Source organism: Metabacillus dongyingensis (assembly GCF_019933155.2).
Classification (GTDB): Bacteria; Bacillota; Bacilli; order Bacillales; family Bacillaceae; genus Bacillus_P; species Bacillus_P dongyingensis.
The window spans coordinates 1,555,452-1,581,554 of record NZ_CP082944.1 but is presented as its reverse complement, the minus strand read 5'-3'; the positions used below and the strand labels follow the sequence as shown (position 1 = coordinate 1,581,554).

Genomic DNA, 26,103 nt, shown 5'->3' with positions numbered 1-26,103 from the left:
ATACCGTGTGATTTCAGGTTCCCCCCCATTTTTTTGGGGGTTTCCTGAATAAAATTAAACATTAAGAGTCTTGTCTGATTCGAACGTATCCACACGATCTTCGTACCGGGAAATTTTCCTGGTATCTGGTGCAAAGATACATAAGACAAGGGAGATAGCTATCCCCGACATCATGAATCCGCCAAAAACCCACGGTGATGGCCCGTATGATTCTGCCATTGATGTCCAAATCATAGGTCCAAACCCTACAATAGCAGCTGCAATCTGATACCCAACTGACAAACCGGTGTATCGAACTTTTGCAGGGAATAACTCAGAGAAAAAGGTTCCTTGAGTTGAAAAAATCGCCGCCCAGATGATGCCGAGCATTGCTGCCTGGAAATAGTACAGCCAGATGGCACCTTCCCCGATCATTGTAAAGTATGGAACCGCAAAGAGGAACATTAGAATTAATCCGCCAATATAGATAACTTTACGGCCTATAAAGTCAGATAGGTACCCAACAGCAGGAATGGTGATAATCATTGTTGCACAGCCTATTGTCAGGGCGGTCAGGGCAATATCGCGTGAGTAACCCAAATAGGACGTTGCAAAGACAAGAACATAGGACATAAGAAATACATTAAAAAATCCGTCACCCAATTTAAGTCCAATCACATGAAAAACGCTTTTCCAGTTGTTGCGGAAGGTCTCTATAATAGGCACCTTTGACAGTTCTCCACTCTCTTTTTGCTGCTGAAAAGCCGGAGTCTCATCTATACCGCTCCTGATCCAAAGTGCCAGAACAATGAGCACAGCGCTGAACAGGAAGGGAATACGCCATCCCCATGCTAAAAATTGAGCATCGGTTGTCATTGAACTTATAAACGTAAGACTGAAGGACCCTGCAACCAAACCTAATGGAACACCTAATTGGGGAATGGAACCGTATAATCCGCGAACCCCTTTAGGAGCATACTCTGTTGCTAAAAGGACTGCTCCACCCCATTCACCGCCAAGGGCAATCCCTTGAAAAATCCTCAGGATCACCAGCAGGATAGGGGCGAGCAACCCGACCTGGGCATAGGTTGGAAGTAAACCAATTAGAAAGGAACTCCCTCCCATACCGATAAGTGTCAGCATAAGTGTAGCCTTTCGCCCAATCTTATCACCCATGTGTCCAAAAATGATACTTCCTATCGGGCGTGCAGCATATCCAGCTCCAAAGGTAGCAAAAGCGATAAGGAGTGATATCGCGGGATCCTGATTTGGAAAAAAGAGAGTTGAAAATACTAATCCAGTTGCCGTACCATATAAATAGAAGTCATACCACTCTATAACCGAACCAGCAAGGCTGGCAAAAAGAACACGGCTTTTTTTCATGCTAATTCCCCCTTATGACATTTACTTAGTCAGATCAAAAACGTTTACATTCGGATAATTTAAAAGCTTTTATAAGAAAACATTTATAAGTGTGCCTTCCCGCTTTCTTTATGTCTCTGCCTTAAAATATGCTTTTGCACTTTTCCAACTGCTGTCCTCGGAAATTCCTCGATAAACTCTATTGAATCTGGAACTTTGAATTTTGCTAAACGTTCACGGCAGTAAGATAGTAACTCTTGCTCAGATCCTGCATAATTTTCTTTTAAAATAACATATGCTTTTATTGCTTCATCACGAATGTCATCGGGTATGCCTATTACTGCAGCCTCGTATACACTTTGATGTTCAGCTAAAATACTTTCAACCTCATTGGCCGCAACATTTTCACCGGCCCGTTTAATCATATCTTTTTTCCTGTCAACAAAATAAAAATAACCGTCCTCTTCAACCCTTGCATTATCCCCTGTGTATAACCAGCCATCCCGCAGTGTTTCTGCAGTTGCCTCAGGATTCTTAAAATACCCTTTCATCAGCGTGCGACCTGAAATTCCTTTAACAATGATTTGACCTGTCTCCTTTATATGTACATCATTTCCATCATCATCCACCACTTTCACCTCATACCCGATCGTCGGTTTACCCATACTCATGTTTTTACGTATTCCATCGATTGGATTCATTAATGGAACGCCTACTGTTTCCGTCATTCCATACATCTGTAACAATGGAACCTTATATTTTTCTTCAAATTTCTTTAATTGTTCCTCCGAGACCATTTGAGCAAACCAGATTATTCTTAATGAATGATTTATGTCATTTGGATCGTAATTTTGTGCAAGAATCATCCTGATTGGTGCAGCAAACAGCGAACCAACTGTCACATTGAGCCTTCTTGCTTGTTTGAAATAACCAGAAGCGCTAAATCGCTCGGTAATGGCGATACTTGCGCCTACCACCAAAGCTGACATTGTCGAATAGTATTGCGCATTTCCGTGAAACAAAGGCAGAACAATGAATTGTCTATCATTCGGAGATAAACGAATTGACTTTGACATCATTTCACCTGTAAAGATGTAATTTGCGTGAGTAACCTGAACCCCTTTAGGTTTAGAAGTCGTTCCAGATGTGTATAACATTGCTGCTGGATCTTCTGAATCTATTTTGAAAGTTTTATAATTTGGTTTAGCGTTCTCTATTAACCTATTTAAATTTTGACCTTCAAAATCCTCCCCTTCATAACGGGCTAACAATATTTCTTTAAGTTTCGGCAAGTTTTTACGAATACAATTAATTTTATCCAAGTGTTCCTTCTCAGTAATAATTAGGACTGATTCTGAATGTTCTAAGATATATTCCATTTCGTTTGAAGTGGATAAAGGATTTGTTGGAACCATGATGGCTCCAATGCTGGCCAAAGCAAACCATGAAGTCATGAAATCCATACTATTAGGAAGGTGCAATGCCACATGATTCCCTTTTTCTACACCAAAATCGTTGAATACTTGACTCAATCGGTTTACACGCTCAGCAAATTCCCCATAAGTAAAGCCATATTTTCGTTCCTCTTTATCTTCAAAAATAAGAAACGTTTTATCACGATGTGCGGCAACTTTCTCATTTAATAAATCCCGCAAGTTTTTATCCCCGACAATATCCATACAAACCCCCTCCTGGTTAAACGCTTTCATTTTATCCGATTTAACAAACCATAGTCAGAAACTATAGTCTTTCATTTATTGTAGAGCAGCTTCCATCTATCGTCAATTGTGTTTTCTGAATTTTTAGAAATATAAATATGTTATGATTTGGGCAAGGTAACATCTAATCAGATTCTAGTTTTTAATGGTAAAATATCTATTAATATTTCTTTTTATTTACCTTTTTTATTACCTTGTTAGCTAAAGGAGAATTATTATGTCACGGTTGACTCCGAGAAAACTGAAAGCACTGCAAACAAAACAAAGAATTTTAGAAACAGCACTGGAGCTTTTTAGTAAAAAGGGATTTGATCATGTAACTGTTGATGAAATAGTCAGTAAAAGCCAAACCTCTAAAGGCGCTTTTTATGTGCATTTTAATTCTAAATACGAAATCTTCCTTGAAAAATTCAAGGAAATCGATGACTTTTATGCGTCTTTTATTCAATCTCTTCCGAGCGGAATATCCTCTCATGAAAAATTACTTCTCTTTACACAATCCCAAATGATTTATCTAAGGGATTCTTTAGGTAAAGATATTATGAGAACAGTTTATATGAGCGGTTTAATTCCGGCACAAGTCAATTACTTCTCCAATACGGATAGAAATCTTTATAAGATTGTCTTTACTTTAGTGAAAGAAGGACAGGAAGCTGGTGAAATCAAAACAGATCTTTCACCAAATGAAATAACGATGTTAATAACGCGGTGCATGCGAGGAACACTATACGATTGGCTATTGTTTGAAGAGAATTACGATCTATTAGATGAAAGCCAAAAATTCATAAGAACGATTTTAGGCGGAATTCAAAAGTGAATGATACTTATAGGAAAATCTTTAAAATGTCTCAGGCTTAACTTTATCCGCTAAGTTCCTTTGTAAGAGGCCGGCTCTTGCAGTTTGGTCCGGCCTCTGAATAAATAGAAACACTTCTCAAATCGTTACATAGCTCTACGAATAAAACTGTTATTCCGCAATGAAAAAAAGATACCCCTCTGGATATCTATCACACATCATAGCTTTAGCATACTTTCTCTTCTCGCAATCAATTTATCAAATTCCACTTGATCCGCTGCAAAAGCTCCAATTTCAGATTGTGTATCACTATAAAAACCGTGAAAATCGGATCCTCCGGTTTGAATCAAGTTAAAGCGCTCTGCTAAATGTCCAGCTTTTATTCTGTCTGTTTGATTATGCAGCGGATGGTTGACTTCAATTCCCTCTAAGCCAAGCTGTACCCATTCTTCGACTGCATCAAAGTTGTGAAATTGGCCTGGGTGTGCAAGGACAGGTATTCCGCCTGCCCTTCGAATGGCTTTAATCGCATCTTCTGCTGATACATATTCAATAGGAATATACGCCATTCCTCTCTCTTTTTCATTACGTCCTTTTGAAAACAGCTTTTTGTAAAGCGTGCCATAAATGGAATTTGTGTAGCCCTTTTTCAATAATGCATGCATAATATGCTGTTTATAGACACCTGTTCCGCCTGCAGCAAGCTCCTCGACTTCATCCCACGACAGGTCATAGCCAGCTTCAATTAAAATCCTGACCATCATTTGGGATGCTTTGTTTCTTTGTTCGATTAAAGGCTGACAGAGTTCACTTATTGCTTCATGTCCAGGTGTCACATACAGTCCTAATATGTGGGCGCGATTTCCCCGTGTGAAATCAAATGCCGAAATTTCTATGCCTGGAATAATGGAAACGCCAAGTGCCATTCCGATTTCTGCTGCTTCACTGAGCCCTGAAGTTGTGTCATGATTTGTGATAGCCAAATGCGTAACACCTTTTTGTTCAGCCATTGAAATCACTTCTTCTGTTGTAAATGAACAGTCCGATATCTTTGTATGACAATGCAAATCGATCATTTTTTCTGTCAGCTCCATTCTTAAACGGTCATTTCATCCTTTAATACACCTTGCGTTAAGCTGTATTCACGATCCACCACTGTCTCCATGAAATCAAGATCGTGGAAAATGCCAATCATGCTCGTTCCCTCTGTTTTCAGCTGGAGAATCATTTCCTTAACCGAAATCTTAGATGCATCATCAAGGGAGGCAGTCGGTTCATCGAGCAGCAATAATTTAGGGCGTTTAACCATGGCCTGTGCCAAATTCAGCCGCAGTTTTTCTCCGCCGCTGAATGTGCGGGGGTAAGAATCCCATAAGGAAGATGGAAGGTTGAAATGAGCCAATATGGATTTTGCCTCTGCCGCTGCATGTTCGCTTCCTTTTCCCATTTCCATCAATGCTTCTGCAACAACCTCAATGGCTGTAATCCTTGGCATAACATTTAAAAATTGAGATACATATCCTATCTCATGTTTTCGGATGGCAATCATTTCACGATCGGTCGCTTTCACTAAATCAATGGGTCCAAACTGCTCCGATTTGTAATGGATCGAACCGCCTGTCGGTGCATACGTCCGGTAAATGCTTTTTAGTACAGTTGACTTTCCTGATCCGCTTTTGCCTGTTATTCCGATAAATTCCCCTTCGTTAAGTAAAAAACTGATGCCATTGCAGCCTATAATCTGTTTTTCATTAAATTCATGCATATTAAACGTTTTTTGCAAGTTTTCTACTTTCAATAATTCGTTCATTGTTTTCCTCCTTCTAAGGCGGAGATTACTTGCCATATTTCCGGATAAACCGTTCGACATCATTTAATTCTTCAAAGCGTTCTTCCAATGTAGGGCGATCCCAATTCCACCATGCAATCTCCAGCAGTTTTTCCGCGATTTCTTTTGGAAAGCGTTCTTTAATAGGCTTCGCCGGCACTCCAGCTGCAATCATATAAGGAGGGACATCTTTGGTCACAACAGCCCCAGAACCGATGACTGCACCTGTGCCAATTGATACACCCGGCATGATAATGGCACCATGGCCGATCCATACATCATGGCCAATCGTTACTTTATGGTCTTTTCTCCATTCGAAAAACTCCGTGTCGTCAGATTCACCTAAGTCATATAAAACTCTGCGGTAGGTCATGTGATGCTGTGTGACTCTCCACATTGGGTGATTAACCGGATGAATTCTCACATGGGAGGCAATTGAACAATACTTCCCGACCTCTGAATACGTAATTTGAGCATCTCCGGCAGTATAGGTGTAATCACCAATGATAGATTCTTCTATAACAGAGTTTGCTCCTATTTCTGTCCAGGCGCCAAGTGTACTGTCAAGAACCTTTGCACCCTCATGAATGGTTGGTTTTTCTGATAATTTCATTCTTTTTCATCCTTCACATTGGAATTGGGACTGCCGCATGGTGGTGATAATTCATTTGACAGACAACCTGGCCATTTACCATCACCATTTCAAGAACCGGACGCACACCTTCTTCACTGATAAAAATGAGATCGGCAAGCTTTCCTTCTTCAATTGAACCTATTTCCGCATCAATACCCAGCGCTTTCGCTGGATTTAAAGACACCATATTAAAAGCTTGATAGATTGGCATTCCTCCTTTATACAATTTAAAAGCTGCATGCAATAAAGAGGATGGATAATAGTCAGAGCATAGAATATCAACCGCACCAGTCTGAACAGCTTCCAGGGCAGAAACATTATTGCTGTGTGATTTTCCAAGCAGGGCATTTGGTGCACCCATGACAACATAAAGTCCTTCTTCCTTCGCCTTCACAGCTACATCAAGCTCAATCGGAAACTCACTGATGACAGCGTTCCATGATTTAACCAATTCAATTTTCTCAAGTGTATCGTCATCATGAGAAGCAAGGGGGATGTCATATTCTGCTGCAAGCTCTGACAGCTTCGTTAAGATTTCACCGTCTAATTTCGGCAGCAGCTTGCTGTCTTCAATGACCTGCTTTGCTTCTTCCTCTGTAAAATGACGGTGCTCCATTAACAATCGTTTATGAACCTCTAAATCACGAAATTGACCTTGTCCAGGCGTGTGATCCATAAAAGATAACTGATCAATTTTCCCGTCCTTCATCATTCTTTTCACATCTTCAACTGCGACTGTGTTTGTTATTTCATATCTTAAGTGTGTTTTGTGGCGGATCAGCTGTTTTCCGGCAGACAGCCGTTTAATATCATCAATTACCTGAAGCACCGTATCATTTTGACGAATCCATTTTTTTGCATTTTCCTCCATAAGCGATAAAGAATGATAGATTGTCGTAATACCTTCTCCTGCAAGCTTTTTTTCCAGTTCAAAAAATGAGATTTCTATTGGAAAAGTACTGCTTGGACGAGGTTCCAGCTCTAATTCAATTGCATCGCTGTGGGAATCAACCAAACCTGGGAGAACCCATCTTCCTGCTGCATCAATATCCTCAAGTCCAATCGCTCCCGGTTCTCCTTCAGTAATAGAAGCGATTTTTCCTTCAAGAATTTCAATCGTCCCATTCTCGATGACGTTTTCGGGCGTTACGATTTTTGCATGATAGATTTTCATAGGTCACCTCATCTAATTTTTATAAAAGAGAATGCACAAGCAATTGAGTATAAGGGTGCTCTGGATCTTCTAAGATTTGGTCGGTTAATCCCTGTTCGACAACTCTTCCGCTTTTCATCACAAGCGTCCGGTCAGCAAGCATGCGAATCACGCCAAGATCATGGGATACAACAATCATTGATACGCCAAACTCACGCTGAATGCTGCGGATAAGATCCAAAACTTTTGCCTGTACCGATAAATCCAGGCCAGTTGTCACTTCATCAAGCAAAAGAATGGGAGGATTATTCGCCATCGCTTTTGAAATCTGCACGCGCTGCTGCATGCCGCCGCTGAAATTCTTCGGAAGCTCATCCATCCGGCCGACCGGAATTTCAACATGCAGAAGCAGTTCTGATGCGCGTTCACGAATGTTTCCGACATGGTAGGTCCCTGATGCGATTAATTTTTCTGCAATGTTTCCCCCGCTTGAAAACGACATTTTAAGACCGAGCCATGGATTTTGATAAACCATTCCCATCATGTAATTGCGGATGTACCGTTTCTGCTGGGCAGAGACTGAAAAAATGTTAGCTTTTCCGTCATGGTATGTGGAGATTGTTGCTTCTCCTGAAGTGACAGCATCATCAAAATAGAGGCTCTTAACCAAGGAGCTCTTCCCTGAACCGCTTTCGCCGACGATCCCTAAAATTTCGCCTTGATACAAATCCACATTAACATCTATGCACGCCCAGACACTGCCGCATTTTGGACAGCGGTTGTCATTGTTTTTCAGATCATTCGGTGAATGACAATGAGTGCAGCCTTTCCCAAATCGTTTATTCAGGTTTCTTACTTTTAATAGAGGGGTGTCCCCCGATGGCTGGATCATACCTCTAACCCCCTTTCTCCCTGAACCTTTGCACAATGGCCGGTATCTGAACATTGATGCATTTTCTCTCCTGTTTCGCTGTTGTATATTTCATCAAGGAACGTGTCTTTGCTGCCGCATATATAACATGAAAGACCTTCAAAGCGTTCTGTTTCAAAAGGATAATCCTCAAATTCAAGCGGAGCGACATTCGTATAAGGAGGAATGGCATAAATCTTCTTTTCCCTTCCTGCTCCGAAAAGATAGAGGCCATCTGCCTGATGAAGCTTCAGCAAATCATAGCGCGGGATTGGACTTGGATTAAAAATGTAGCGGCCATTCACCAAGCTTGGGTAATCAGCGCCTATCGTAATTTTTCCATAGTGCACAATATCTTCATATAATCTTAGCCACATTGAGCTGTAGTCCATTTCAGCATGCAGCTTTTTCGTTTCCTGCTCCTTTGCTTCTACTCTTCTCAGCGGTTCAGGAAGCGGCACCTGCAAAACTAATATTTGATCTTCGCGCAGTGGTGTTTCAGGTACTCTGTGTCTGGTTTGAATAATCGTGGCTTCCTCAGAGTCATTGGTAGTTATGACGTTTGAGCAAGATTCAATTAACTTTTTTATGCTGACCGCATTCACGCTGTCATCATGACCTTGATCGATAACCTTCACACAGTCCCTCTCTCCGATTAATGATAATGTAAGCTGCAGTCCGCCTGTTCCCCAGCCTCTGCCGATTGGCAGCTCTCTTGATGCAAAAGGGACCTGATAGCCTGGGATAGCAATGGCTTTCAGTGTGGAACGGCGAATTTCCATTTTTGATCCTTCGTCTAAAAAAGCATAATTGTATGCTTGCTTTAGCTGCTGTTTCATGATTAACACTCCTTTCCCTCCAGAATTATGTATGACTGAACGATCCTTCGCTTTCAAATTGGGCTGTTTTAGAAGCTGTTTCTGCTTGAGCCTGCCTGATTCGATCCAAAGTGGATTGAAAGGTAATATAATGAGGCAATTTCAAATGGGAGACAAAGCCATTTGATTCAATGCTGTCTATATGCAGCAGCACAAACTCCTCATCCTGTGCAGGGGATGTCCCCTTGGTCTCCAAGCTTCTTTCCAAAATGGCCATAGCGATCGCCTTTACTTCGTTTTGACCAAATGTCAGTCCGTAACCCAGCATAAACTCAACTTCTCCCTCATTGTTCTGTGTAAAAGAGTTGATGGTTTCAACTTCAGTCATCAGGACTTCTCCAATATAGAGACTGTCATCCTCATCTCCGAACGGGTATGGGATATGAACATCTGTGTGTCCAACCCGTAATTCTCCAATCGTCGGATGAACGACTCCATACCCTCTCATACTGCTGTAAGCCATCGCCGTCATGGCTCCAGTTTCACCCCTAGCAAGAGATTGAAGCCTGGCAGATCGTGAAGCCGGAAACGTTATTTTTTCCCGGGTAATATCAAAAGGCTCCTCTTCTTTCTTCTCCCGGTTTGAAAGAAAACCCTGATCTCTCAACAAGTCTGCAACCTTTTGAAAGGTGTGTTCAAACTTGATGTCTTCTGCATCGAGATTCATAGATTCCAAAAATGATTGAATTTCTTGTTCATCTTCATTTCTTAAATGAAAATTTAATAAGCGATGGGTATAATCATAGGTTGGGCCAAGCAGCTGTCCGCCAGGGATATCTTTAAATGAAGAGGAAATTCTTCTGACCACTCTCATATCCCCCGGTTCGGCGGTAAGAGAATAATAGTTTCTTGGAAGAGTCGAGCGATAGGCTCTTAATAAAAATGCCGCTTCAGCAGGATCTCCTTCTGATTGCTTGAGGGCAAGAGCTGCATATTCAGGTGCATATAAGCCGCCTTCTCCCATTACCCGGTCGATCAAAAGGCGCATTTGACCTTCAATTTGATTCGTTTTTAAGGTTTCTCCCCTATCCTTTAAACGAAAATAATCAACTAGACGACTTGCATGCTCAATCGCTTTTTGTCCTCCAGTTACTGCCACATATCCCATTCAGATCTCCTCCTTTTCAATTAATGCAGTACGGGGAATCGCCATGATTTCACCAGAAGAGGTTGTCAGAATCATGTCAACCCCGAGCGGAAATTCACTGTTTACTTTCTTTCTCTCGGCTATCCAGGCAGAAGGCATTCCATCTGCATATACCTCTCTCGTGCCTTGAATGCCGGGGCCAGTTAACTTTAGCTTCATGCCATCTCCAGGAATATCAGTCAGTGTATTCACTTGAATCAGAATCGTTGCGCTTAAATGAGGATCTTCCAGAGTTCCGGCTTTTACTTCATTCATTACACTTTGAATCTCTGAATCACTCAGCTGCTTCCCGATAAAAACATAATGGGCTTCATGCAGCTCGGCAGCTCGGCTGAAAGTCTGCCAATATATATATTGTTCAGCCTTTTCTTTAAGATCAGATATCACGTGAAAACTCACTTCCCGATCGACAAGCGTATAAGCAAGACTAAGCAGGGGCTTGGAAAATAAATTCTCATAATCTTCTTGGACTAAATAAGGCTCAATGGAATTCACTTTACCCGGTCTTGCCATGCAATCCAGAAGCTTGCGGTAAATTTGCTGTGTATGGTTCACAGCATCAAACGGCTCAACTTTTGTCATTGTAATCCTCCATTGTGTCAAAACTTACTTGTGAACGAGCAAGTTTTGACATTTCTTTTTGCTTTAGCTTTGCTATGTTCCTTTCTTCCTCTTCAAGTTCATGAAGCCATAACCCGGCAATCGGGAGCTTTGCATTAAAGGCGGCATCAACAACGGCAAGCGAATATGCCCGTTCAGGCTCTTCGCCCATCAGCACACCTAATCCTTGTGAGCCATGGACTTCAACGGTGCAGTCTGTAATGAGAACTTCACCCATATAAAATGGCTGCCTGGAAACCGAATCACGCGTTTTCATCATGACAAGACCAGTACTTGGTGAACGGTTCACTTTAACTGTGTGAGTTTCCTCAACTTGGGCTGAAAATTTCTTAAGCAGATTTGGATTTCCTTCTATTAAAATCTTTGATAATCTTGATTTTTTCATTGGTTCTCCTCTCATAAACAGTCTGTATGAAGATGAAAGAGCGTTTCATCTTTTCCTTACTTACAATCTAACTTGTCGCCAAGTTTCAAAGGTTAAGTGAATGTAAAAAAAGGTAAAGAATGAGTAAAGAAAGACTATATATCTCTGGTTCGTTTTGTTCACATTTATACGGAATTCATTCGGAAAGTCTCGGAATTATTTTTGAAAGTCTCGGAATTATTTTTGAAAGTCTCGGAATTATTTTTGAAAGTCTCGGAATTATTTTTGAAAGTCTCGGAATTAAATGAAAAAGTCTCGGAAAAATGGCTGAAAGTCTCGGAATTAAGTAAGAAGGGCACCATTTCACGTAACACTAAAAAAAACGCCGAATAATTCGGCGTCCCGCTATCTTGCACGCAGATTTGATTTAATCCGGATAGCTAAAAGTTCGAGCAAAATAGCAAACGTTAAAATGAAATAGGTGATCATTCCAACTTCTCTCAAGTCAAAATAGAATCCGCTTGCCATAAACAAATCAAACCCGATTCCGCCCGCACCTGCAGCCGCACCCATTGCAACAGCTACCCCAAAGTTTATTTCAAATCGCAGAAACGTCCATGAAATCAAATAGGTAATCGTTGAAGGTATGACTGCCTGAAACACAATATGCCAAAAGCTTGCCCCGCTTCCCCGCAGGGCTTCAATGACTCCTTCATCCATCTCCTCAAAGGATTCTGAGTAAGCTTTAATTAAGTATCCGACAGAGTGAAATGTCATTCCGATTACGGCGGCTACGCTGCCAAGTCCGGCAGCAACAGCAAAAATTAATACCCAGAGCACCGTAGGAACAGCTCGAATAAAGGCAACTGCTCCTTTGATTACAGCTGAAACCTTATCATTCGATAAGTTCCGCGCTGCAAACAGCCCAAGAAATAAGGCGATGACAGCTCCAAACAATGTCGTAAGAGCTGCAAGGCCGATTGTAATTAAAACCTGATAAACCGCTTCCGCAAAAGTGAAATGAACAAAATGAGCCTCTGTGAACATTATCTTGAAATTTTCAAAAGCAGCAGCAAGTCCGCCTAATAAAGTAACATCCTTATAATCAAAGCTTATAAACCCATAAACCGTCAAAACTGCAAGAGCAGCCATCGTAAGCTGGATGATGAATGACTGTTTATTAAAGGGCTTTACTTGAATCCGCTTTCCTGCAGCATTCGGAGGTATGGAAAATCCATCTGATCTCATTATAAAATCACCCTCCTTACATAATTTGAGACCGCTTCAATCAGCAAAATGGACACTACTATCAAAAGAACGACTAAGCTCGCAGAAGAGTAATTAAGACTTTTATAATATAAGTCAAAAGAAAATCCAATGCCTGTCCCAGTCAGAATTCCTACGAGCGTCGCACTTCTGATATTCGTCTCAATCATAAACAGCACCCAGCTGATCATTTGCGGTAGACTCGCCGGAATGACGGAGTGAATAATCACCGTAAAATAACCGGCGCCTGTTGCCTGCAATGCTTCAACCGCGCCATGACCGACTTCATCAATCGTTTCCATGAATGCTCTGGTCAAAAAACCAAAGGACACAAAAAATAAAGCAAAGTACCCTGTCAGCGAGCTTTGTCCAAAGGAAAAAAGCAAAATCATGGCCCAGGCAGCAACATCGATATTCCTGAATAGGGTAGCAATACCTCTGCTCACGCCTGCAAACAAACCGTTTACTTTGGTTGTTTTCGAACCTGCAATAGCAAAGAATACGGCAAGCACGGATGCCACAGATGCTGCTGCAATGGAAATGAGCAACGTTTCAATTAACTTATCAAAGATAGAAGGAAGATTTTCTAATGATTCACTTGTTGGATAAAAATTTGAAAATCCCCATATAATCGCTTTTGGAATGGAGGATAACCCATCTTGCAAATTAAACTGCGTAATCATCATCGCCCCGTATGTGACTGATAAAAGGACAGCCAGGATCATTGCAGATTGAATTCGTTTTTTCAAAAAGAAGTTACCCTGCATTGCGTCCACCTGCATCCATAATCAATTCTCCCGCTTCTGAGCCATAAATACTGTGTATTTGTTCATTCGTGATATTTTTCGGAGGGCCATCGTATACAACCTTTCCCTTGCTGACGCCAATGATGCGATCGGAATAGGCTAAAGCCACATCTACCTGATGCAAATTGACAAGGACCGTAATTCCCATTGATGTTGAGATTGTTTTCAAATGATCCATAATAATTTTAGATGCATTTGGATCCAGGGACGCTATCGGTTCATCACAAAGCAGCAGTCTCGGATCCTGAATCAAGGCTCTTGCAATGCCGACACGCTGTTTCTGCCCTCCGCTCAGCTGATCACATCTCTTATAAATTTGATCGCCAAGTCCCAATGCTTGAAGAATTTTTAATGCTTCCTTCTTTTCATCTTCCTTGTATACGCCAAACATCCCTGCTAAAACAGATTTATATCCAAGTCGTCCATGCAAAACATTTTCAATCACACTTAAACGGTTCACAAGATTATAATGCTGAAAAATCATACCCATTTTCGTTCTCGCTTTTCGTAAATCCCGCTTTCCTAAAGAATTCAAATTTGTTTGATCAAATAGTATTTCTCCTTCTGTTGCATCAATCATTCTGTTGATGCAGCGAAGGAGCGTCGATTTCCCCGCCCCGGATGGACCGATAATGGAAACAAACTCTCCTTCGTTTACAGAGAAGGTAACATCTGATAACGCCTTCGTATCTTTCCCATACTGCTTAGATACTCCGTTTAACTGAAGCAACGCTTTCATTGTTATCTCCCTCTTCTTCATGATTTATTTAGATAATTCACGGATCGGATCAAACCATGCATCTTCTACTTCAAGGAACCTTTCTTTGTCCGTTTTGTAGAATAAGCCTGAAGTCTCTGAATCTTCCGGAACGAAAATGTTCTCATTGCTTGCCATTTCATCAGAGGTAAAGGTTTCTTTAAGAGATTTGATATCTTCTTCACTGACTGTTTCTGTATTGACTGTAAATGGTGCATTCAATACCGGTGTGACAGAAATCAATGTGAACTCTTTACCAGGGACTGTATTAAATGGCTCCGCTGCATCCTCTTTGACTTTGTAAACCGATCCTGCAGTATTCTCATCACCTTCAGACAGCTCTACATAGTTTTGAACACAAGTATCACAAAAAGCTGCTGCATCTGATTTTCCTGTCAGTAAATTCACTGCAGACCCTTGATGGGAACCGCCATATTGAACCTCGCTGAAAAACTTTCCGCCTTCTAGCAGGTCTTCTGCTTTAAGATCTTTGTACTCGTCCATTTTGCTGAAGTAGGAAACAATGCCGTCTGAAGGTACTTTAAAACCAGAAGTAGAGCTGTTTGAGACAAATGAAAACTTTTTATCTTTGATTTCATCAATCTTGAATTCTCCGCCGTCTTTATATGACTCTGCCTTTTCTTTTTGTACAGCCAGCCAGCTGTGATAAACAGCATCGTCGATTGTGCCTGATGCACCGCTTGGAACAACCAGCGGCTGTACTTTATCGTTTTTAGCATTAGCTTCGATGTAGCCTTGCGCTCCCATAAATGCGATATCTGCATTTCCATTTGCAATCGATTCAATTGCAATAATGTAATCTGTCGTCGTTTTGTGCTCAACTTTTTTGCCGGTTGCTTCTTCAACCACTTTACCGATTTCCTCGCGTGCACCTTTTAAATCAGCCCCGGATTCATTAGGATACCAGGCAATCGTCAGCGTATCATCACTGCCGCCGCTTCCGCTTTGTGCGTCAGCCGAGCAGGCAGACAAAATTGCCGCAAAACTAAACAGGAACATAAGAACAAACCATTTTTTCATTGAAGATTCTCCTTTTAACTTGTTTTAGTTTGGTGGATAACGAATTCAGAAAACGCAAAGCTTTAAGAAATGCAGACAACACCCCCTTAAAATTCGATCAGACATCTATGCATGTCGCTTCGGACTCTTGCAACGCTGTATTCAAGCGGTGAACCGCCTGGATGGTTCATCAGACTTTCAATTTGCACGATTGGCACGCTTTCAGGAATGCGCAGTACTTTTGCATCTTTCAAAAATGGAAGACTCGCATGAAAGATGGATTTGCTTCGCACTGGCCGAAACTGATAGTATGTTTCAAGCAGCCCGTACAAAGAATGAAATCCTTCAAAATAGTTTTCAAGTCCAGGAACTTCTGCTTCTGGAAACACAGTCGTCGTTACGGACATTGGTGTGTCATCTACATATCTCAAGATTTCTAAACGATAGACAGTTTCATTTTTTTTCAGCTGTAAATGGGTGCGCTCCTCTTCTGAAGGCAATCCTGCCTCCCAATGAAGAAGCTTGCTTTTATGCGGAACGCCTTGATTTGACATATTTTCAGAGAATCTGGTTTGAGAGGACAGAACATATTGAACAGGTTTCATGATTCGATTAATATAGCAGCCCTTTCCCTGCACAGGCGTCACCCACCCAAGATTAGTCATTCTCGCAATCGCCTGCCTCACCACATGACGATTCACATGAAATTGACGGCAAAGCTCATTTTCAGAAGGGATTTTTTCGCTTTCCCTATACTCCCCGCTGCGTATTTTTTCAATAATCGACTCCGCAATCTGCAAGTGCAAAATCGCCTCATCCTGAACCTTCATTCTGCTGCCCCCTTTCCTTTTCACTCACTGTATTAAATGTAACTTATCAACAAGTTGGGATGGTTAAGGCAGTGTAAAAGAGTTTTAGTTTTATGTAAAGTTTCATCGAAATTTGTTATTATGTTCATACTATTTTTACATTCAGGCTGAAATACCGGCAAAAATAAAGAAAAAGCCCCTCCCTTATATGGGAGAGACTTACTAGTTTGATAGTTTCCAAAAAGCTCTTAATGTGAATTGCAATTATCTGGCACCCGCTTCAGATGGAAATACTTGATTAAGAATGGTTTGTGAAAATTCTTCTAGAGCTTCATCCGTATTTTTCGTATAACCGCACTCTAACCCTACAAAACCATTGTATCCCGTTTCTTTAATGGCCTTAAGAATATTGACATAATTCAGTTCTCCAGAACCAGGCTGATTCCGCCCAGGATTATCAGCAATATGGTAATGGCTGATTCGCTCCGCATATTTCGTAGCGTTTCGAATGACATTCCCCTCTGTAATCTGCTGATGGTACACATCAAATACTAATTTAACATTCGGACTGTCGACTTTATCAATAATTGACACAGCTTCATCTGAATATTGGAGGAAATGTCCCTGATGATCAACAAGTCCATTCAAAGGTTCAACTTCAAGAATGACATCTGCATCCTCACACATAACAGCACACTGTTTTAATGTTTCAATCATTGCCTGCTGCTGTACTTCCCGGGATACACCATCCTGAACATTGCCGGTTTGAGTAATAATAGATTGAGTTCCAAGAATTTTACATGCTTCAATGGTTTCTTTCAAACCTGCTAAATATTCAGCACGCCTGCTTGAATCAACTAAATTAAAATAGCGTGTGCAAGTAGCAATAATGCCTGCACCAATCCGTTCCTGTTCTTTTGAGATCTTTTCCAGATCAAGGTCCCACCAGCTGTAATACTCCAAACCGTGAAAACCATGTTCTTTAATTTTCTCTAAATGGTAAATAGCATCCTTCCCTTGATAAGCACCTATACATAGAGAAAACTTCATATTCTTGACAACTCCTTAAGTGAAACCGGTTTTCCGGATTCAGCCGATTCATTCGCTGCCAATGTTACCTTGTGCGTTTTTAGAGCATCTCTATAATCTGATAAAATACTGGATGGATCACCTGTTTGTACAGCCTGAATAAAAGCTTCATCTTCCGAAAGATAAGGGTTCTTCCTATCATGATAGTCAAAAGTACGGCCTGGAGAAACCTCTTTCAGTCCTGATCCGGTAATTTCCAAAACTCCCTGTTCTGTATAAATGTCAAGGCCAACCTTATGTCCAACAGGAGACATGCATGTGTTGGATATTGTTGCAACCATTCCATTATGGAGAGTCAATGTAACTGTCCCTACATCAGCAACGGTAGTACCTTTTACTTTTTCATGCATCACACGTTTACCGTAGGAGGCATAAACCTCTTTCACCTCTCCGCAAAGGTAGCGCAATAAATCAACGATATGGGTTGTTTGTTCAACAAATTGCCCTCCTGAACCTTCCTGAAGTCTCCACCAAGGTACCATAGGCATACCTCCCATCCAGTAGCCTAGAGCCATACCCGCCTTACGTTCAGTGAGCATAGAAAGTGCTCTTTGAACTCCTTCCTGATAGCGCCAATGATACCCTACAGATGTAATCAATTTATTTGCTTCTACAAGCTTTAAAATATCTTCCGGCTGTTTATGATCAATGCCAAGCGGCTTCTCCACAAGAAAAGGAATACCTCTCTCAATAACAGCTTTTTCTGCTTCACCATGCACCATAGGAGGAACACATATGTAAACGGCGTCTAAATTCCGATCGTCAAGCATATCGTTTACATTTGCATATGCCTTTGCATCAGGCCATTGCTGTGCTTCGGCCTGCGCTCTTTCCACTTGAACATCGCATAAGGCTGATACTTGTACATCTTTTATCTTGGCAAGATTATTGATATGGAATTTTGCAATACCGCCTGTACCTATAAATCCAATTTTCAACGTCATAAAAATAGCCTCCCTATTAATTGGTTTCATCCTCTACTGGAGCTTCCAAATAATCATTCAGTGAAGGCCCCACCTCCTTTAAAGCAATTCTATTAATCTTTTATGGCACCAGCTGTTATGCCGGAGATAAATTGACGGCTTACGAAAATGAAGAAGATGATTAATGGGAGAGTGGCCATTAATGTACCTGCCATAATCATCCCGTAATCTGTTGTGTATATCCCATTTAACTGCGATAAAGCAACTTGCAGCGTGAATTTCTCAGGATCATTTAAAGCCACAAGCGGCCATAAATAGTCATTCCAGCTGCCAATAAAAGAGAAAATACCCAGAAATGCAAGCGCCGGTCTCAAAATTGGCAGAGCAATGTGCCAATACAGCCTGAAGGGACTGCAGCCATCGAGTCTTCCCGCATCAAGCAAACTATCGTGGATAGCTTCCTCAGCAAACTGCTTGATCCAAAAGATCCCAAAAGCACTGGCGATGCCCGGGATGATCAGCGCTTTAAACGTACTGGCCCAGCCTATTTCCGCTACCATAAGAAAAGATGGAATAAATGAAAGCTGCGAAGGAATCATCATTGTGACCAGCAGGCCCCCGAACAATATTCTTTTTCCGGGAAACACGAACTTTGCGAACGTAAATCCTGCAAGTGAACAAAAGAATAAAATGCCAGCTGTTGAAGCTCCAGCCACAAATAAAGTGTTTAAAAAAGCCTGAAAGAAGTCCACATTCTCGATGACCTTACTGATATTTGCAAAAAGCTCATCGCCAAGTGTCAGCTTAGGAGGAAACGCAAGAATGTCACCCGTTTTATTTGATGCCATCACGACAAGCCAGTAAAAAGGAAAGATAGAAATGAAAACACCTATTAATAAGATAAGATGCAGGATCATTTTATTTAACCGTGCCTTCATCCGGTTCATTAGATTAATTCTCCCTTCTAGGATTTCACGCCAGTCCTCTGTACAACTTTCCAGTTGAATAATGAAAAAAGAGCAATGATTAGAAAGAGTGCCCATGAAATGGCTGCTGCATATCCAAACTCATGCTTGATAAACCCTTGCTGATACATGTACAAAGCAATTGTTAAGCCCGACTCTCCAACGCCCCCAGAATCTCCAAGCAAAACCTGCGGTTCAGTGAACAGCTGCATGGATCCTATTGTTGTCATTAAAACTGTAAACAGGATAATAGGCCGAAGCATGGGAATCGTGATATGAAAAAACATTTGATATGAATTCGCACCATCTATTTTTGCAGCTTCGTAAAGTGTATTTGGAATACTTTGAAGGCCTGCAAGGTAGATAATGGCGTTATAACCGGCCCATCGCCAGACAACCATGGAAGCAATCACAATTTTGACTAGAATGCCAGAGTTCATCCATTGAACAGGCTCAAGACCGATCACGGTTAAAATATAATTGAGGAGTCCATACTGATTTCCAAATATAGATTTAAAGATAATGGTAACCGCTACGATAGACGTAACATTAGTTAAGAAAAAAGCGGTTCTGTAGAATCCTTTGAATCTGAGACTGGGTACATTCAGCAAAAACGCAATGCACAATGCACCAAACAGCATGGGAATGGTTGATAAAAACCAAATAATAAAGGTATTTCCAATTGCCTTCCAAAAAACAGGATCCGTTATTAAATACTGGAATTGGACTAGCCCGACAAACTCCATTTCTCCAATTCCGGCCCAGCTTTGAAATGAAAGAAATAAAGAAAAGATTACAGGAAACAAACCAAATGCTAAAAAGAGAAGATAAAATGGCGATATAAAGAGATACAATACTTTATTTTTATAAATATCATGCCAGATGCCGCTTTTAGGTAACGGAACGGCTGGGTGTGCAAGTGCTTCCGTTTTTTCAATTTTCATGGGGCCATCCACCTTTCTAATCCCTCCTTTAATCTGCTGAAGAAGCCTTCAGTCCATTGCATGAAGAATGCTAAATAGGTCCAGCCAGATCATTAATGTGAAAGTTCCCTTTTTATTTTTTCTAATGCATCTTTCCATGCTTTGCCGGGATCTTTATTTTGTCTTGCTATCAATAACAATTGTTCATCGAAAGCGGCTCTGGCTGTAGAATGCTCAGGGCCATAGTATGCTACTGGAACATCTCGGGCTGCTTCGCTAAAGACCTCCACCGTTTTTTGGCCTCCAAAAAACGATTCTTCCTCAATCATTTCCGGTTGATCATATATGCTGGGTGTTGAAGGGAATAAATCCATTTTCAAATAGGATTGAAGCTGATTTTCAGGATTCATCAGCCACTTGATGACCTCATATGCCTCTTTAGGATGCTTTGAGCTTTTTAATACTCCTATAAATGAACCTCCATTGTTCCCGCCGCCGCCTGGACCCCTTGCAACCCGCCACTTTCCTGCGGTATCAGGAGCAGCATCCTGAAGAATTAATTTTTCCCAGGAAGCGCCCACAAATGAAGCCACTTTTCCATTGTTCATGCCGGCGCTCCATTCAGGTCCATTTTCTAAGTTTGCGCTTAATCCTTTTTTATGGATTTCCACGCCATATTCCCAATCTTCTTTAATAGATGGCCCATCCCCTATAAACTGATCAGATTTATTGAAGAATATATCTTTCCTTTGACTTGTGAGCTGGGTGAACACTCTGTTGATCGTATCAAACATGTAGACTCCGGTTTTGGCTTTCATTTGTTCTCCAGCTTTTATATAATCATCCCAAGTTGAAAGGTGTGCAGATACATCAGCCGGGTCGGTTGGAAGCCCAGCTTCTTTAAATAAATCTTCCCTATAGAATAAAACGGTTGGACCAATGTCCATCGGCAGAGCAATTAAATGCTTTTTATCTGGTGTTAACGCCTGATTCCACTTCCAGTCCAGATATTGATCTTTTATCTTTTCACCTTCTAAATCTAATAGATTTACAAACTCATCATGATATGGCAAAAACTCAGAAACCCAATCGTTCATTGCAACAATATCCGGTGCTCCATTTTTTGCAATCAATGTAGTTTGAAGTTTTGTTTTGTATGTGGCACTGTCAATTTTTTGGGTTTTCAATCTAACATGAGGGAACTGCTCCTGAACTCTTGCCAAAAGTTCATCATCGATCGATCGATTGTAATACCATATTGTAAGCTGAACCTTGCTATCAGCGTCTGTATCTTCCGTACTTACAGGCTTTGTACATCCGATCACAGCGCAAAACATAAAAAGGATCATGACGATTCCTGAAACCTTCCTTGACTTCATTGCAATCATTCCTTTTGAAATAGTCATAATTACACTTCTTACATGAACTGAAAAGGATCAAACAGCACTTTTTAAAGCGCTTTCATTTTACTGCAAACAAGCTGAGACTCTTCAGCTATTTTCTTAAAGGCACACATGAAAAAGGTTTCAATTGTTCCTTCAGTTGTACATGTTCCTCCCTTCTGTAACGGCAGATCATAGGCACATTGACTGAATCGGCAACTTCTCATTGACATCTTTTTAATTATTTAAATATTTATAATCTTTAGTTATATTTATCATAATGGAATATTTCACAAATCTATAGGACAAAACAAACGAATAAATAGGATATTTTGAACATACGGAGGAGGAGGGCCATGCTGCCAATTCATTTTCTTAATACAAGAGGGGAAAACAAAGGAATACCGTTGACTTTGTATTCAATTGGATGGGAGCATCAGGTATACATGAACAGGCCCGTCGGATTTCCCGTGAATCAAGTCTTCTTGACTAAAAAGGGCACGGGGGTATTTCGAATTTTTGGGCTTGGCGAGCTTGAATTAAAGGCGGGGCATGTCCTTGTTTTACCTGCCGGAGTGGCGCATGAGTATTTCCCATTAACCAAGTCGCCCTGGCAATTAGGGTTTATTGGGTTTGAGGGAAATTCGGTAAATCCAATCCTTGAGAATATAGGACTTAAACAGCCGAAAGTGATGACTGTAAAATCATTTTCATCTCTTTGGTCTTATGTTGAAAAGCTGTGGCAAATTGCAAAGAAAAATGAGAATGATGCCGTAATGAATGCATCCGTCAGTCTTTACTCTTTCCTGCTGGAACTGAGAAAGCTGGAAGAAACGAACAGCGAAAGCCATATAAACAGCGCAGAACATTCACCTCACGAAAACATTCGCAAAATCGTAAATCTTCTTCACGAACATTACGACGAACCTCTGGAAATGACAAGCTTATCAAGTCTTGCCGGCTTTACACCACAGCATTTCACAAGAATTTTCCGCAAAATGTACGGTCTGACACCTTATCAATATTTAAATAAAATACGTTTTGAGAAAGCCATTTTTTTGCTGAAAGAAGAACCAGAATGGCATGTTCATGAAATAGCTGAAAGACTGGGGATGGAAACAAACTATTTTATTAGAGCTTTTAAAAAGAAATATGGTGTTACACCAGGTGTCTATAGAGCAAAGTAGAGCAGAAAGCAGAAAAAACAGCGACAGAAGAGCAAGTTTGTTTAATTTTTAATACAACCGAATTAAAAATTCCAAGTGTTTTTTCCTTAATATAAATAGTTTATTTAACCGATTTTAAAAAGAAATTACAAGGAGCACTAACCCCAAGAAGATAACAGTGCACCAATATGAGATGTCGGCATCGCTTTTAGTATCACATCCTGGACTACATCTTCCCCGTCATGTTTATTTTGGGTCAGAAACTGGCAACTTTGCTGTAACTTTGGGTAGTGCTCAAGTATTTCAAACGCATGCCATTCCTGTTTTTTTATGTCTGACAGCCTGTTACCGTGCATGATCTCACTCCTTATTAACCTCTCTGCATTTTAAAGGAATGAAGGGGGATGAAAATACGGGTTCGGTTATATATTTTTATTTTATGAAATTTTAATTGGTTTTGACTATTCAGATGAAAAACCAGCTCTGTTTTTGAGCCGGCATTTTTTCGAGGATTTCCTGAATTAAGTCATTTTGTTCATACTTTTTTAAACAATCCCGCTGAAAATACAGTAAAAAAAATAAAAAGCCCCTCCTTGTTATGAGAGAGACTTACTAGAGTTATATTCAATAAAGAATGACTTTCATTTCACCAAATCCTCTTTTTAGATATCTTTTTCTCTGCTGACCTTTATTGAGGGATCTTTCTTTTCCATCCATAAAAAAGGAATGCCAGCCAATGCCAGGACAGTCGTTAGCTGGAACATCGTCTCTGCTGCAAAATGATTCAGAACCCAGCCGCCCAAAAGATTGCCAGTCACTCCCCCCAATCCCAGGGTCACAGCCGTATAAAGAGTTTGCCCGGTAGCCCGGTAATTTTGCGGCGTCAATACATCTACATAGGCTACAGATGCAAAATAGTGAATACTAAAAGAAAAACTAAGCAATATCTGAGTCCAAATCAGCACTTGCAAATTATCACTGAAACCCAGGACACTCCACCTGCATGCATAAATAAAAGCAGCAAATGACAAAAGCATAGGATAAGAAAATCTCTTCATCAGCTTGCCTGAAACCGCGAAAAAAGGTATTTCCCAAATTGATTTTAATAGCAGGGTAAAGCCTACTATTGTAATGCTGGCTCCAAGGGACTGCATATGAATTCCATAAAACGAGTTATTCGCATTGATCGTCAGCTGCAGCAAAAAATTAAAAAACAAGAACAGTACAAATGCTTGGTTTTTAAGGAGACCAGCCGCTTCTTTTATAAGAAAATGCTTCTTCTCGCCTTTTTGAATCGGCAGTCTTAATAATACAAGCAATGTTATAAGCAGCACTCCGCTGTGAAGCAAGAACATAAATTCTAACCCGATAAAATCAAGAATTCTCCCAATACTGATAACACCGATTGCATACCCTAATGAGCCCCACAAACGAATTTTGCCAAAATCATTGCGATCTACCAGCAAAGCTAGAGCTGTACTATCGGCAATTGGGTTAATAGAGCTTTGAAAAAACCAATAAAAAAGATTTAAAATCACGAAATGATGAAAATCATATGCAAAAGGAAAAAAGGCGGCTGTACAAGCTGAACCAAGGAGAGCCAAAAGCAGCGTTGCCTTGGGACGGTCCCATAAATCAGTCAGCACACCCCATACAGGCTGAGCCACAATCATCACAAGCGGTCCGATTGCAAACAGCATGCCAATCTGCCCTTTTGCAAGCCCAATCTCTCCATAATATAAATTAAGAAATTGAAGGGAACCTACGCTTAAGCTGAAACAAAAGTAGAAGGTTTTTAAAATGAAAATCATTTTTTAGTATTCACCTTAACTTTCTGAAGCAAGATGCTTTTTCATTTCCCAGTCCATATACCTAAAGATTCGTAATGAATACCACATGATCAGAAGCGAGATACCGCTTATTCCAAAGAAAAGAAAGAGACCTGACAGCATCATTGTGACATAGAATGAGAGTACAGAGGCCAGCACCAGCAAAATGGTCTGAAAAGGATTTACGATAGCAATAAAGAAAGCTTGCCGAAAGTATAAGAGTGTCCTCATCTCATAATGAACATATACAGGAAAAATGTAGATCAGAGTAAAGACGAACAAAATAATCATCAAACTAAAAATGCTTGTTAAAAAGATAAATGCGGCCCCCTGCAAAGTTTGTACAAACTTCAAATCAACATAGAGGATGCAGGCTGCTAGTCCAAAAAGAAGGCAAAGCCTATTAGAATGAAAGAATTCCTTCCGGTAGGATTGCAAGAACGTACGGACAAGCGGTACATCTTTTTCTCCTCTTAACCATTTCCTTATGACAGTAAATACGGCTGTCGTGGATGGAAAGATGCCAAATAGAATGAATCCGGCCAGAGTAAACGCAAGCCATAATAAATTTAAGAAAGCGAGCCTGTAAAACCAATCGCATAGTCTGTAGAGATTTCCAGTAACCCAGCCGGTACTCATTAGACGATTCTCCTCCTTTCCATACACACAATCAGATTCTATTACACTTCAACACTCTGTCCGAACTGTATTTCCGTACCTTTTTCACTAGATTCATAGATCGCACAAAGTATTTTCATCATTTCAATTCCATCCTCTACCGGACTCAACGTTTCTTTTTCTCTTTTACATGCAGCAATAAAGTGATCAATTTCATTTTGGAAAGCCTGTACAACATCAAAAGACAGATTATTAATCTGAGGCGTTGCATTCAAAATAATATCATGCTGTTCAGTTACGATGGATAATTCAGGCTCCAGCTCAAATCCTCCCTTATCTCCATACAATTGCACTGTTAATTCATCTTTTTTCCCATGAATGGTAAAGCTGACATCCACCATCAATGAAGCGCCATTTTCAAATCGGATAATGGCGTTAGCCAGATCTTCCACTGTGTTCTTATCAGGATCATAATCGGCTGCTTGATAAAACGATAAATGCTTAACATTAGAGCGATTTCCGAGCTTTGAATACGTATTGCCGCTGACCGATTTCACTTTCGGTTTCCCCATTAGGTACCAGCAAATGTCTATGACATGGACTCCAAGATCGATAAGAGGTCCTCCTCCTGATCTTTCTTTATCCGAAAACCAGCCTCCAGGATTCCCTAAACGGCGCAAGCAAGAGGCTTTTGCGTAGTAGATTTCGCCAAAATGATTTTGATTCACGAATTTTTGAATGATTTCAGTATTTGATGCGTAACGTCTGACAAAACCAACTTGCAGGAGCTTGCCGCTTCGTTTAACTGCTTCTTCAATTTTCAATGCATCAGCTACTGTTGTGCAAAGTGGTTTTTCAACTAATACATGTTTGCCTGCATCGAGTGCAGCAATGGCAATTTCGGCATGAGAGTTATTCCAAGTACATATGCTGACAGCATCAATCACCTGATCAGCAAGAAGCGATTCATAATCATAATAAACCTTTGACGCATTGTACTTTTTTGCTTTTTCATGTGCTCTTTCTTCATTCATATCACAGATCGCATACAATTCTGCAAAATCATTATTTTCATAGGATTGCATATGCATCTCTGAAATAGAACCAGCACCAATGACTCCGATCTTTAGTTTACTCATCGCTTGATCCTCCCATTTCCC

Annotated in this window: 27 protein-coding genes; 2 read left to right on the top strand and 25 right to left on the bottom strand. The window is 40.7% G+C overall.

Annotated features, from left to right (window positions below; all coding sequences use genetic code 11):
• Nucleotides 1-54: 54 nt before the first annotated feature.
• Nucleotides 55-1,362: an MFS transporter gene (locus K8L98_RS07820; protein WP_223440904.1), complete on the bottom strand. Its 1,308-nt coding sequence runs from the start codon at nucleotides 1,360-1,362 to the stop codon at nucleotides 55-57.
• Nucleotides 1,363-1,445: 83 nt separating this feature from the next.
• Nucleotides 1,446-3,020, bottom strand: a complete 1,575-nt coding sequence (locus K8L98_RS07815; RefSeq protein ID WP_223440903.1) for an AMP-binding protein — start codon at nucleotides 3,018-3,020, stop codon at nucleotides 1,446-1,448.
• A 256-nt stretch (nucleotides 3,021-3,276) separates the two neighbouring features.
• On the opposite strand from K8L98_RS07815, the gene K8L98_RS07810 reads away from it, so the two are divergent.
• The gene (locus tag K8L98_RS07810; RefSeq protein WP_223440902.1) at nucleotides 3,277-3,876 is read left to right on the top strand and encodes a TetR/AcrR family transcriptional regulator; all 600 of its coding nucleotides are present in this window, start codon (nucleotides 3,277-3,279) and stop codon (nucleotides 3,874-3,876) included.
• 197 nt (nucleotides 3,877-4,073) lie between these two features.
• On the opposite strand, the gene K8L98_RS07805 is transcribed toward K8L98_RS07810, so the two are convergent.
• The 19 genes from K8L98_RS07805 to K8L98_RS07715 form a co-directional block, all read right to left on the bottom strand.
• Entirely contained in the window at nucleotides 4,074-4,931 is an 858-nt protein-coding gene (locus K8L98_RS07805; protein WP_223440901.1) for a PHP domain-containing protein, read from the bottom strand.
• Nucleotides 4,932-4,951: 20 nt separating this feature from the next.
• The gene (gene phnL, locus K8L98_RS07800) at nucleotides 4,952-5,665 is read right to left on the bottom strand and encodes a phosphonate C-P lyase system protein PhnL (RefSeq protein ID WP_223440900.1); all 714 of its coding nucleotides are present in this window, start codon (nucleotides 5,663-5,665) and stop codon (nucleotides 4,952-4,954) included.
• A 25-nt stretch (nucleotides 5,666-5,690) separates the two neighbouring features.
• Entirely contained in the window at nucleotides 5,691-6,296 is a 606-nt protein-coding gene (locus K8L98_RS07795; protein ID WP_223440898.1) for a DapH/DapD/GlmU-related protein, read from the bottom strand.
• A gap of 13 nt (nucleotides 6,297-6,309) precedes the next feature.
• Nucleotides 6,310-7,491 (bottom strand): alpha-D-ribose 1-methylphosphonate 5-triphosphate diphosphatase, encoded by a 1,182-nt coding sequence (locus K8L98_RS07790; RefSeq protein WP_223440897.1) that lies wholly within the window; start codon nucleotides 7,489-7,491, stop codon nucleotides 6,310-6,312.
• A gap of 19 nt (nucleotides 7,492-7,510) precedes the next feature.
• The gene (locus tag K8L98_RS07785; protein WP_223440896.1) at nucleotides 7,511-8,362 is read right to left on the bottom strand and encodes an ATP-binding cassette domain-containing protein; all 852 of its coding nucleotides are present in this window, start codon (nucleotides 8,360-8,362) and stop codon (nucleotides 7,511-7,513) included.
• A complete protein-coding gene (locus K8L98_RS07780) occupies nucleotides 8,359-9,219 on the bottom strand; it encodes an alpha-D-ribose 1-methylphosphonate 5-phosphate C-P-lyase PhnJ (RefSeq protein WP_223440895.1) in 861 nt (286 codons plus the stop codon). Before K8L98_RS07780 ends, K8L98_RS07785 begins: the two co-directional genes overlap by 4 nt.
• A gap of 25 nt (nucleotides 9,220-9,244) precedes the next feature.
• Nucleotides 9,245-10,366, bottom strand: coding sequence for a carbon-phosphorus lyase complex subunit PhnI (locus K8L98_RS07775; RefSeq protein ID WP_223440894.1), 1,122 nt, complete (start codon nucleotides 10,364-10,366; stop codon nucleotides 9,245-9,247).
• A complete protein-coding gene (phnH, locus tag K8L98_RS07770) occupies nucleotides 10,367-10,987 on the bottom strand; it encodes a phosphonate C-P lyase system protein PhnH (protein WP_223440893.1) in 621 nt (206 codons plus the stop codon).
• Nucleotides 10,974-11,411, bottom strand: coding sequence for a phosphonate C-P lyase system protein PhnG (gene phnG, locus K8L98_RS07765; RefSeq protein ID WP_223440890.1), 438 nt, complete (start codon nucleotides 11,409-11,411; stop codon nucleotides 10,974-10,976). Before phnG ends, phnH begins: the two co-directional genes overlap by 14 nt.
• A gap of 384 nt (nucleotides 11,412-11,795) precedes the next feature.
• Nucleotides 11,796-12,638 (bottom strand): PhnE/PtxC family ABC transporter permease, encoded by an 843-nt coding sequence (locus K8L98_RS07760; RefSeq protein WP_223440889.1) that lies wholly within the window; start codon nucleotides 12,636-12,638, stop codon nucleotides 11,796-11,798.
• On the bottom strand, nucleotides 12,638-13,423 hold the full coding sequence (locus K8L98_RS07755; RefSeq protein ID WP_223440888.1) for an ABC transporter permease subunit: 786 nt from the start codon (nucleotides 13,421-13,423) through the stop codon (nucleotides 12,638-12,640). The genes K8L98_RS07760 and K8L98_RS07755 overlap by 1 nt, the downstream gene beginning before the upstream one ends.
• On the bottom strand, nucleotides 13,413-14,201 hold the full coding sequence (phnC, locus tag K8L98_RS07750) for a phosphonate ABC transporter ATP-binding protein (protein ID WP_223440887.1): 789 nt from the start codon (nucleotides 14,199-14,201) through the stop codon (nucleotides 13,413-13,415). Before phnC ends, K8L98_RS07755 begins: the two co-directional genes overlap by 11 nt.
• A gap of 24 nt (nucleotides 14,202-14,225) precedes the next feature.
• Nucleotides 14,226-15,260, bottom strand: coding sequence for a PhnD/SsuA/transferrin family substrate-binding protein (locus K8L98_RS07745; protein ID WP_223440886.1), 1,035 nt, complete (start codon nucleotides 15,258-15,260; stop codon nucleotides 14,226-14,228).
• 86 nt (nucleotides 15,261-15,346) lie between these two features.
• Entirely contained in the window at nucleotides 15,347-16,069 is a 723-nt protein-coding gene (phnF, locus tag K8L98_RS07740) for a phosphonate metabolism transcriptional regulator PhnF (protein ID WP_223440885.1), read from the bottom strand.
• A 243-nt stretch (nucleotides 16,070-16,312) separates the two neighbouring features.
• Nucleotides 16,313-17,098 (bottom strand): TIM barrel protein, encoded by a 786-nt coding sequence (locus tag K8L98_RS07735; RefSeq protein ID WP_223440884.1) that lies wholly within the window; start codon nucleotides 17,096-17,098, stop codon nucleotides 16,313-16,315.
• Complete coding sequence (locus K8L98_RS07730) at nucleotides 17,095-18,081, bottom strand: Gfo/Idh/MocA family protein (protein WP_223440883.1); 987 nt, start codon at nucleotides 18,079-18,081, stop codon at nucleotides 17,095-17,097. Before K8L98_RS07730 ends, K8L98_RS07735 begins: the two co-directional genes overlap by 4 nt.
• Nucleotides 18,082-18,173: 92 nt before the next feature.
• Nucleotides 18,174-18,998 carry a carbohydrate ABC transporter permease gene (locus K8L98_RS07725; protein WP_223443254.1) on the bottom strand — a complete coding sequence of 275 codons (825 nt, stop codon included), beginning with the start codon at nucleotides 18,996-18,998 and terminating at the stop codon, nucleotides 18,174-18,176.
• A gap of 26 nt (nucleotides 18,999-19,024) precedes the next feature.
• Nucleotides 19,025-19,969, bottom strand: coding sequence for a carbohydrate ABC transporter permease (locus tag K8L98_RS07720; RefSeq protein ID WP_420828833.1), 945 nt, complete (start codon nucleotides 19,967-19,969; stop codon nucleotides 19,025-19,027).
• A gap of 92 nt (nucleotides 19,970-20,061) precedes the next feature.
• Complete coding sequence (locus tag K8L98_RS07715; RefSeq protein ID WP_223440881.1) at nucleotides 20,062-21,354, bottom strand: ABC transporter substrate-binding protein; 1,293 nt, start codon at nucleotides 21,352-21,354, stop codon at nucleotides 20,062-20,064.
• 332 nt (nucleotides 21,355-21,686) lie between these two features.
• Here K8L98_RS07715 and K8L98_RS07710 point away from each other — a divergent pair, with 332 nt between their 5' ends.
• The gene (locus K8L98_RS07710) at nucleotides 21,687-22,517 is read left to right on the top strand and encodes an AraC family transcriptional regulator (RefSeq protein ID WP_223440880.1); all 831 of its coding nucleotides are present in this window, start codon (nucleotides 21,687-21,689) and stop codon (nucleotides 22,515-22,517) included.
• A gap of 137 nt (nucleotides 22,518-22,654) precedes the next feature.
• Here the strand turns inward: K8L98_RS07710 and K8L98_RS07705 are convergent, their stop codons facing one another.
• The 4 genes from K8L98_RS07705 to K8L98_RS07690 form a co-directional block, all read right to left on the bottom strand.
• Entirely contained in the window at nucleotides 22,655-22,852 is a 198-nt protein-coding gene (locus tag K8L98_RS07705) for a hypothetical protein (RefSeq protein ID WP_223440879.1), read from the bottom strand.
• A 306-nt stretch (nucleotides 22,853-23,158) separates the two neighbouring features.
• On the bottom strand, nucleotides 23,159-24,307 hold the full coding sequence (locus K8L98_RS07700) for an MFS transporter (RefSeq protein ID WP_223440878.1): 1,149 nt from the start codon (nucleotides 24,305-24,307) through the stop codon (nucleotides 23,159-23,161).
• A 15-nt stretch (nucleotides 24,308-24,322) separates the two neighbouring features.
• Nucleotides 24,323-24,964 carry a YesL family protein gene (locus K8L98_RS07695; protein WP_223440877.1) on the bottom strand — a complete coding sequence of 214 codons (642 nt, stop codon included), beginning with the start codon at nucleotides 24,962-24,964 and terminating at the stop codon, nucleotides 24,323-24,325.
• 41 nt (nucleotides 24,965-25,005) lie between these two features.
• Entirely contained in the window at nucleotides 25,006-26,082 is a 1,077-nt protein-coding gene (locus K8L98_RS07690; protein WP_223440876.1) for a Gfo/Idh/MocA family protein, read from the bottom strand.
• Nucleotides 26,083-26,103 lie beyond the last annotated feature (21 nt).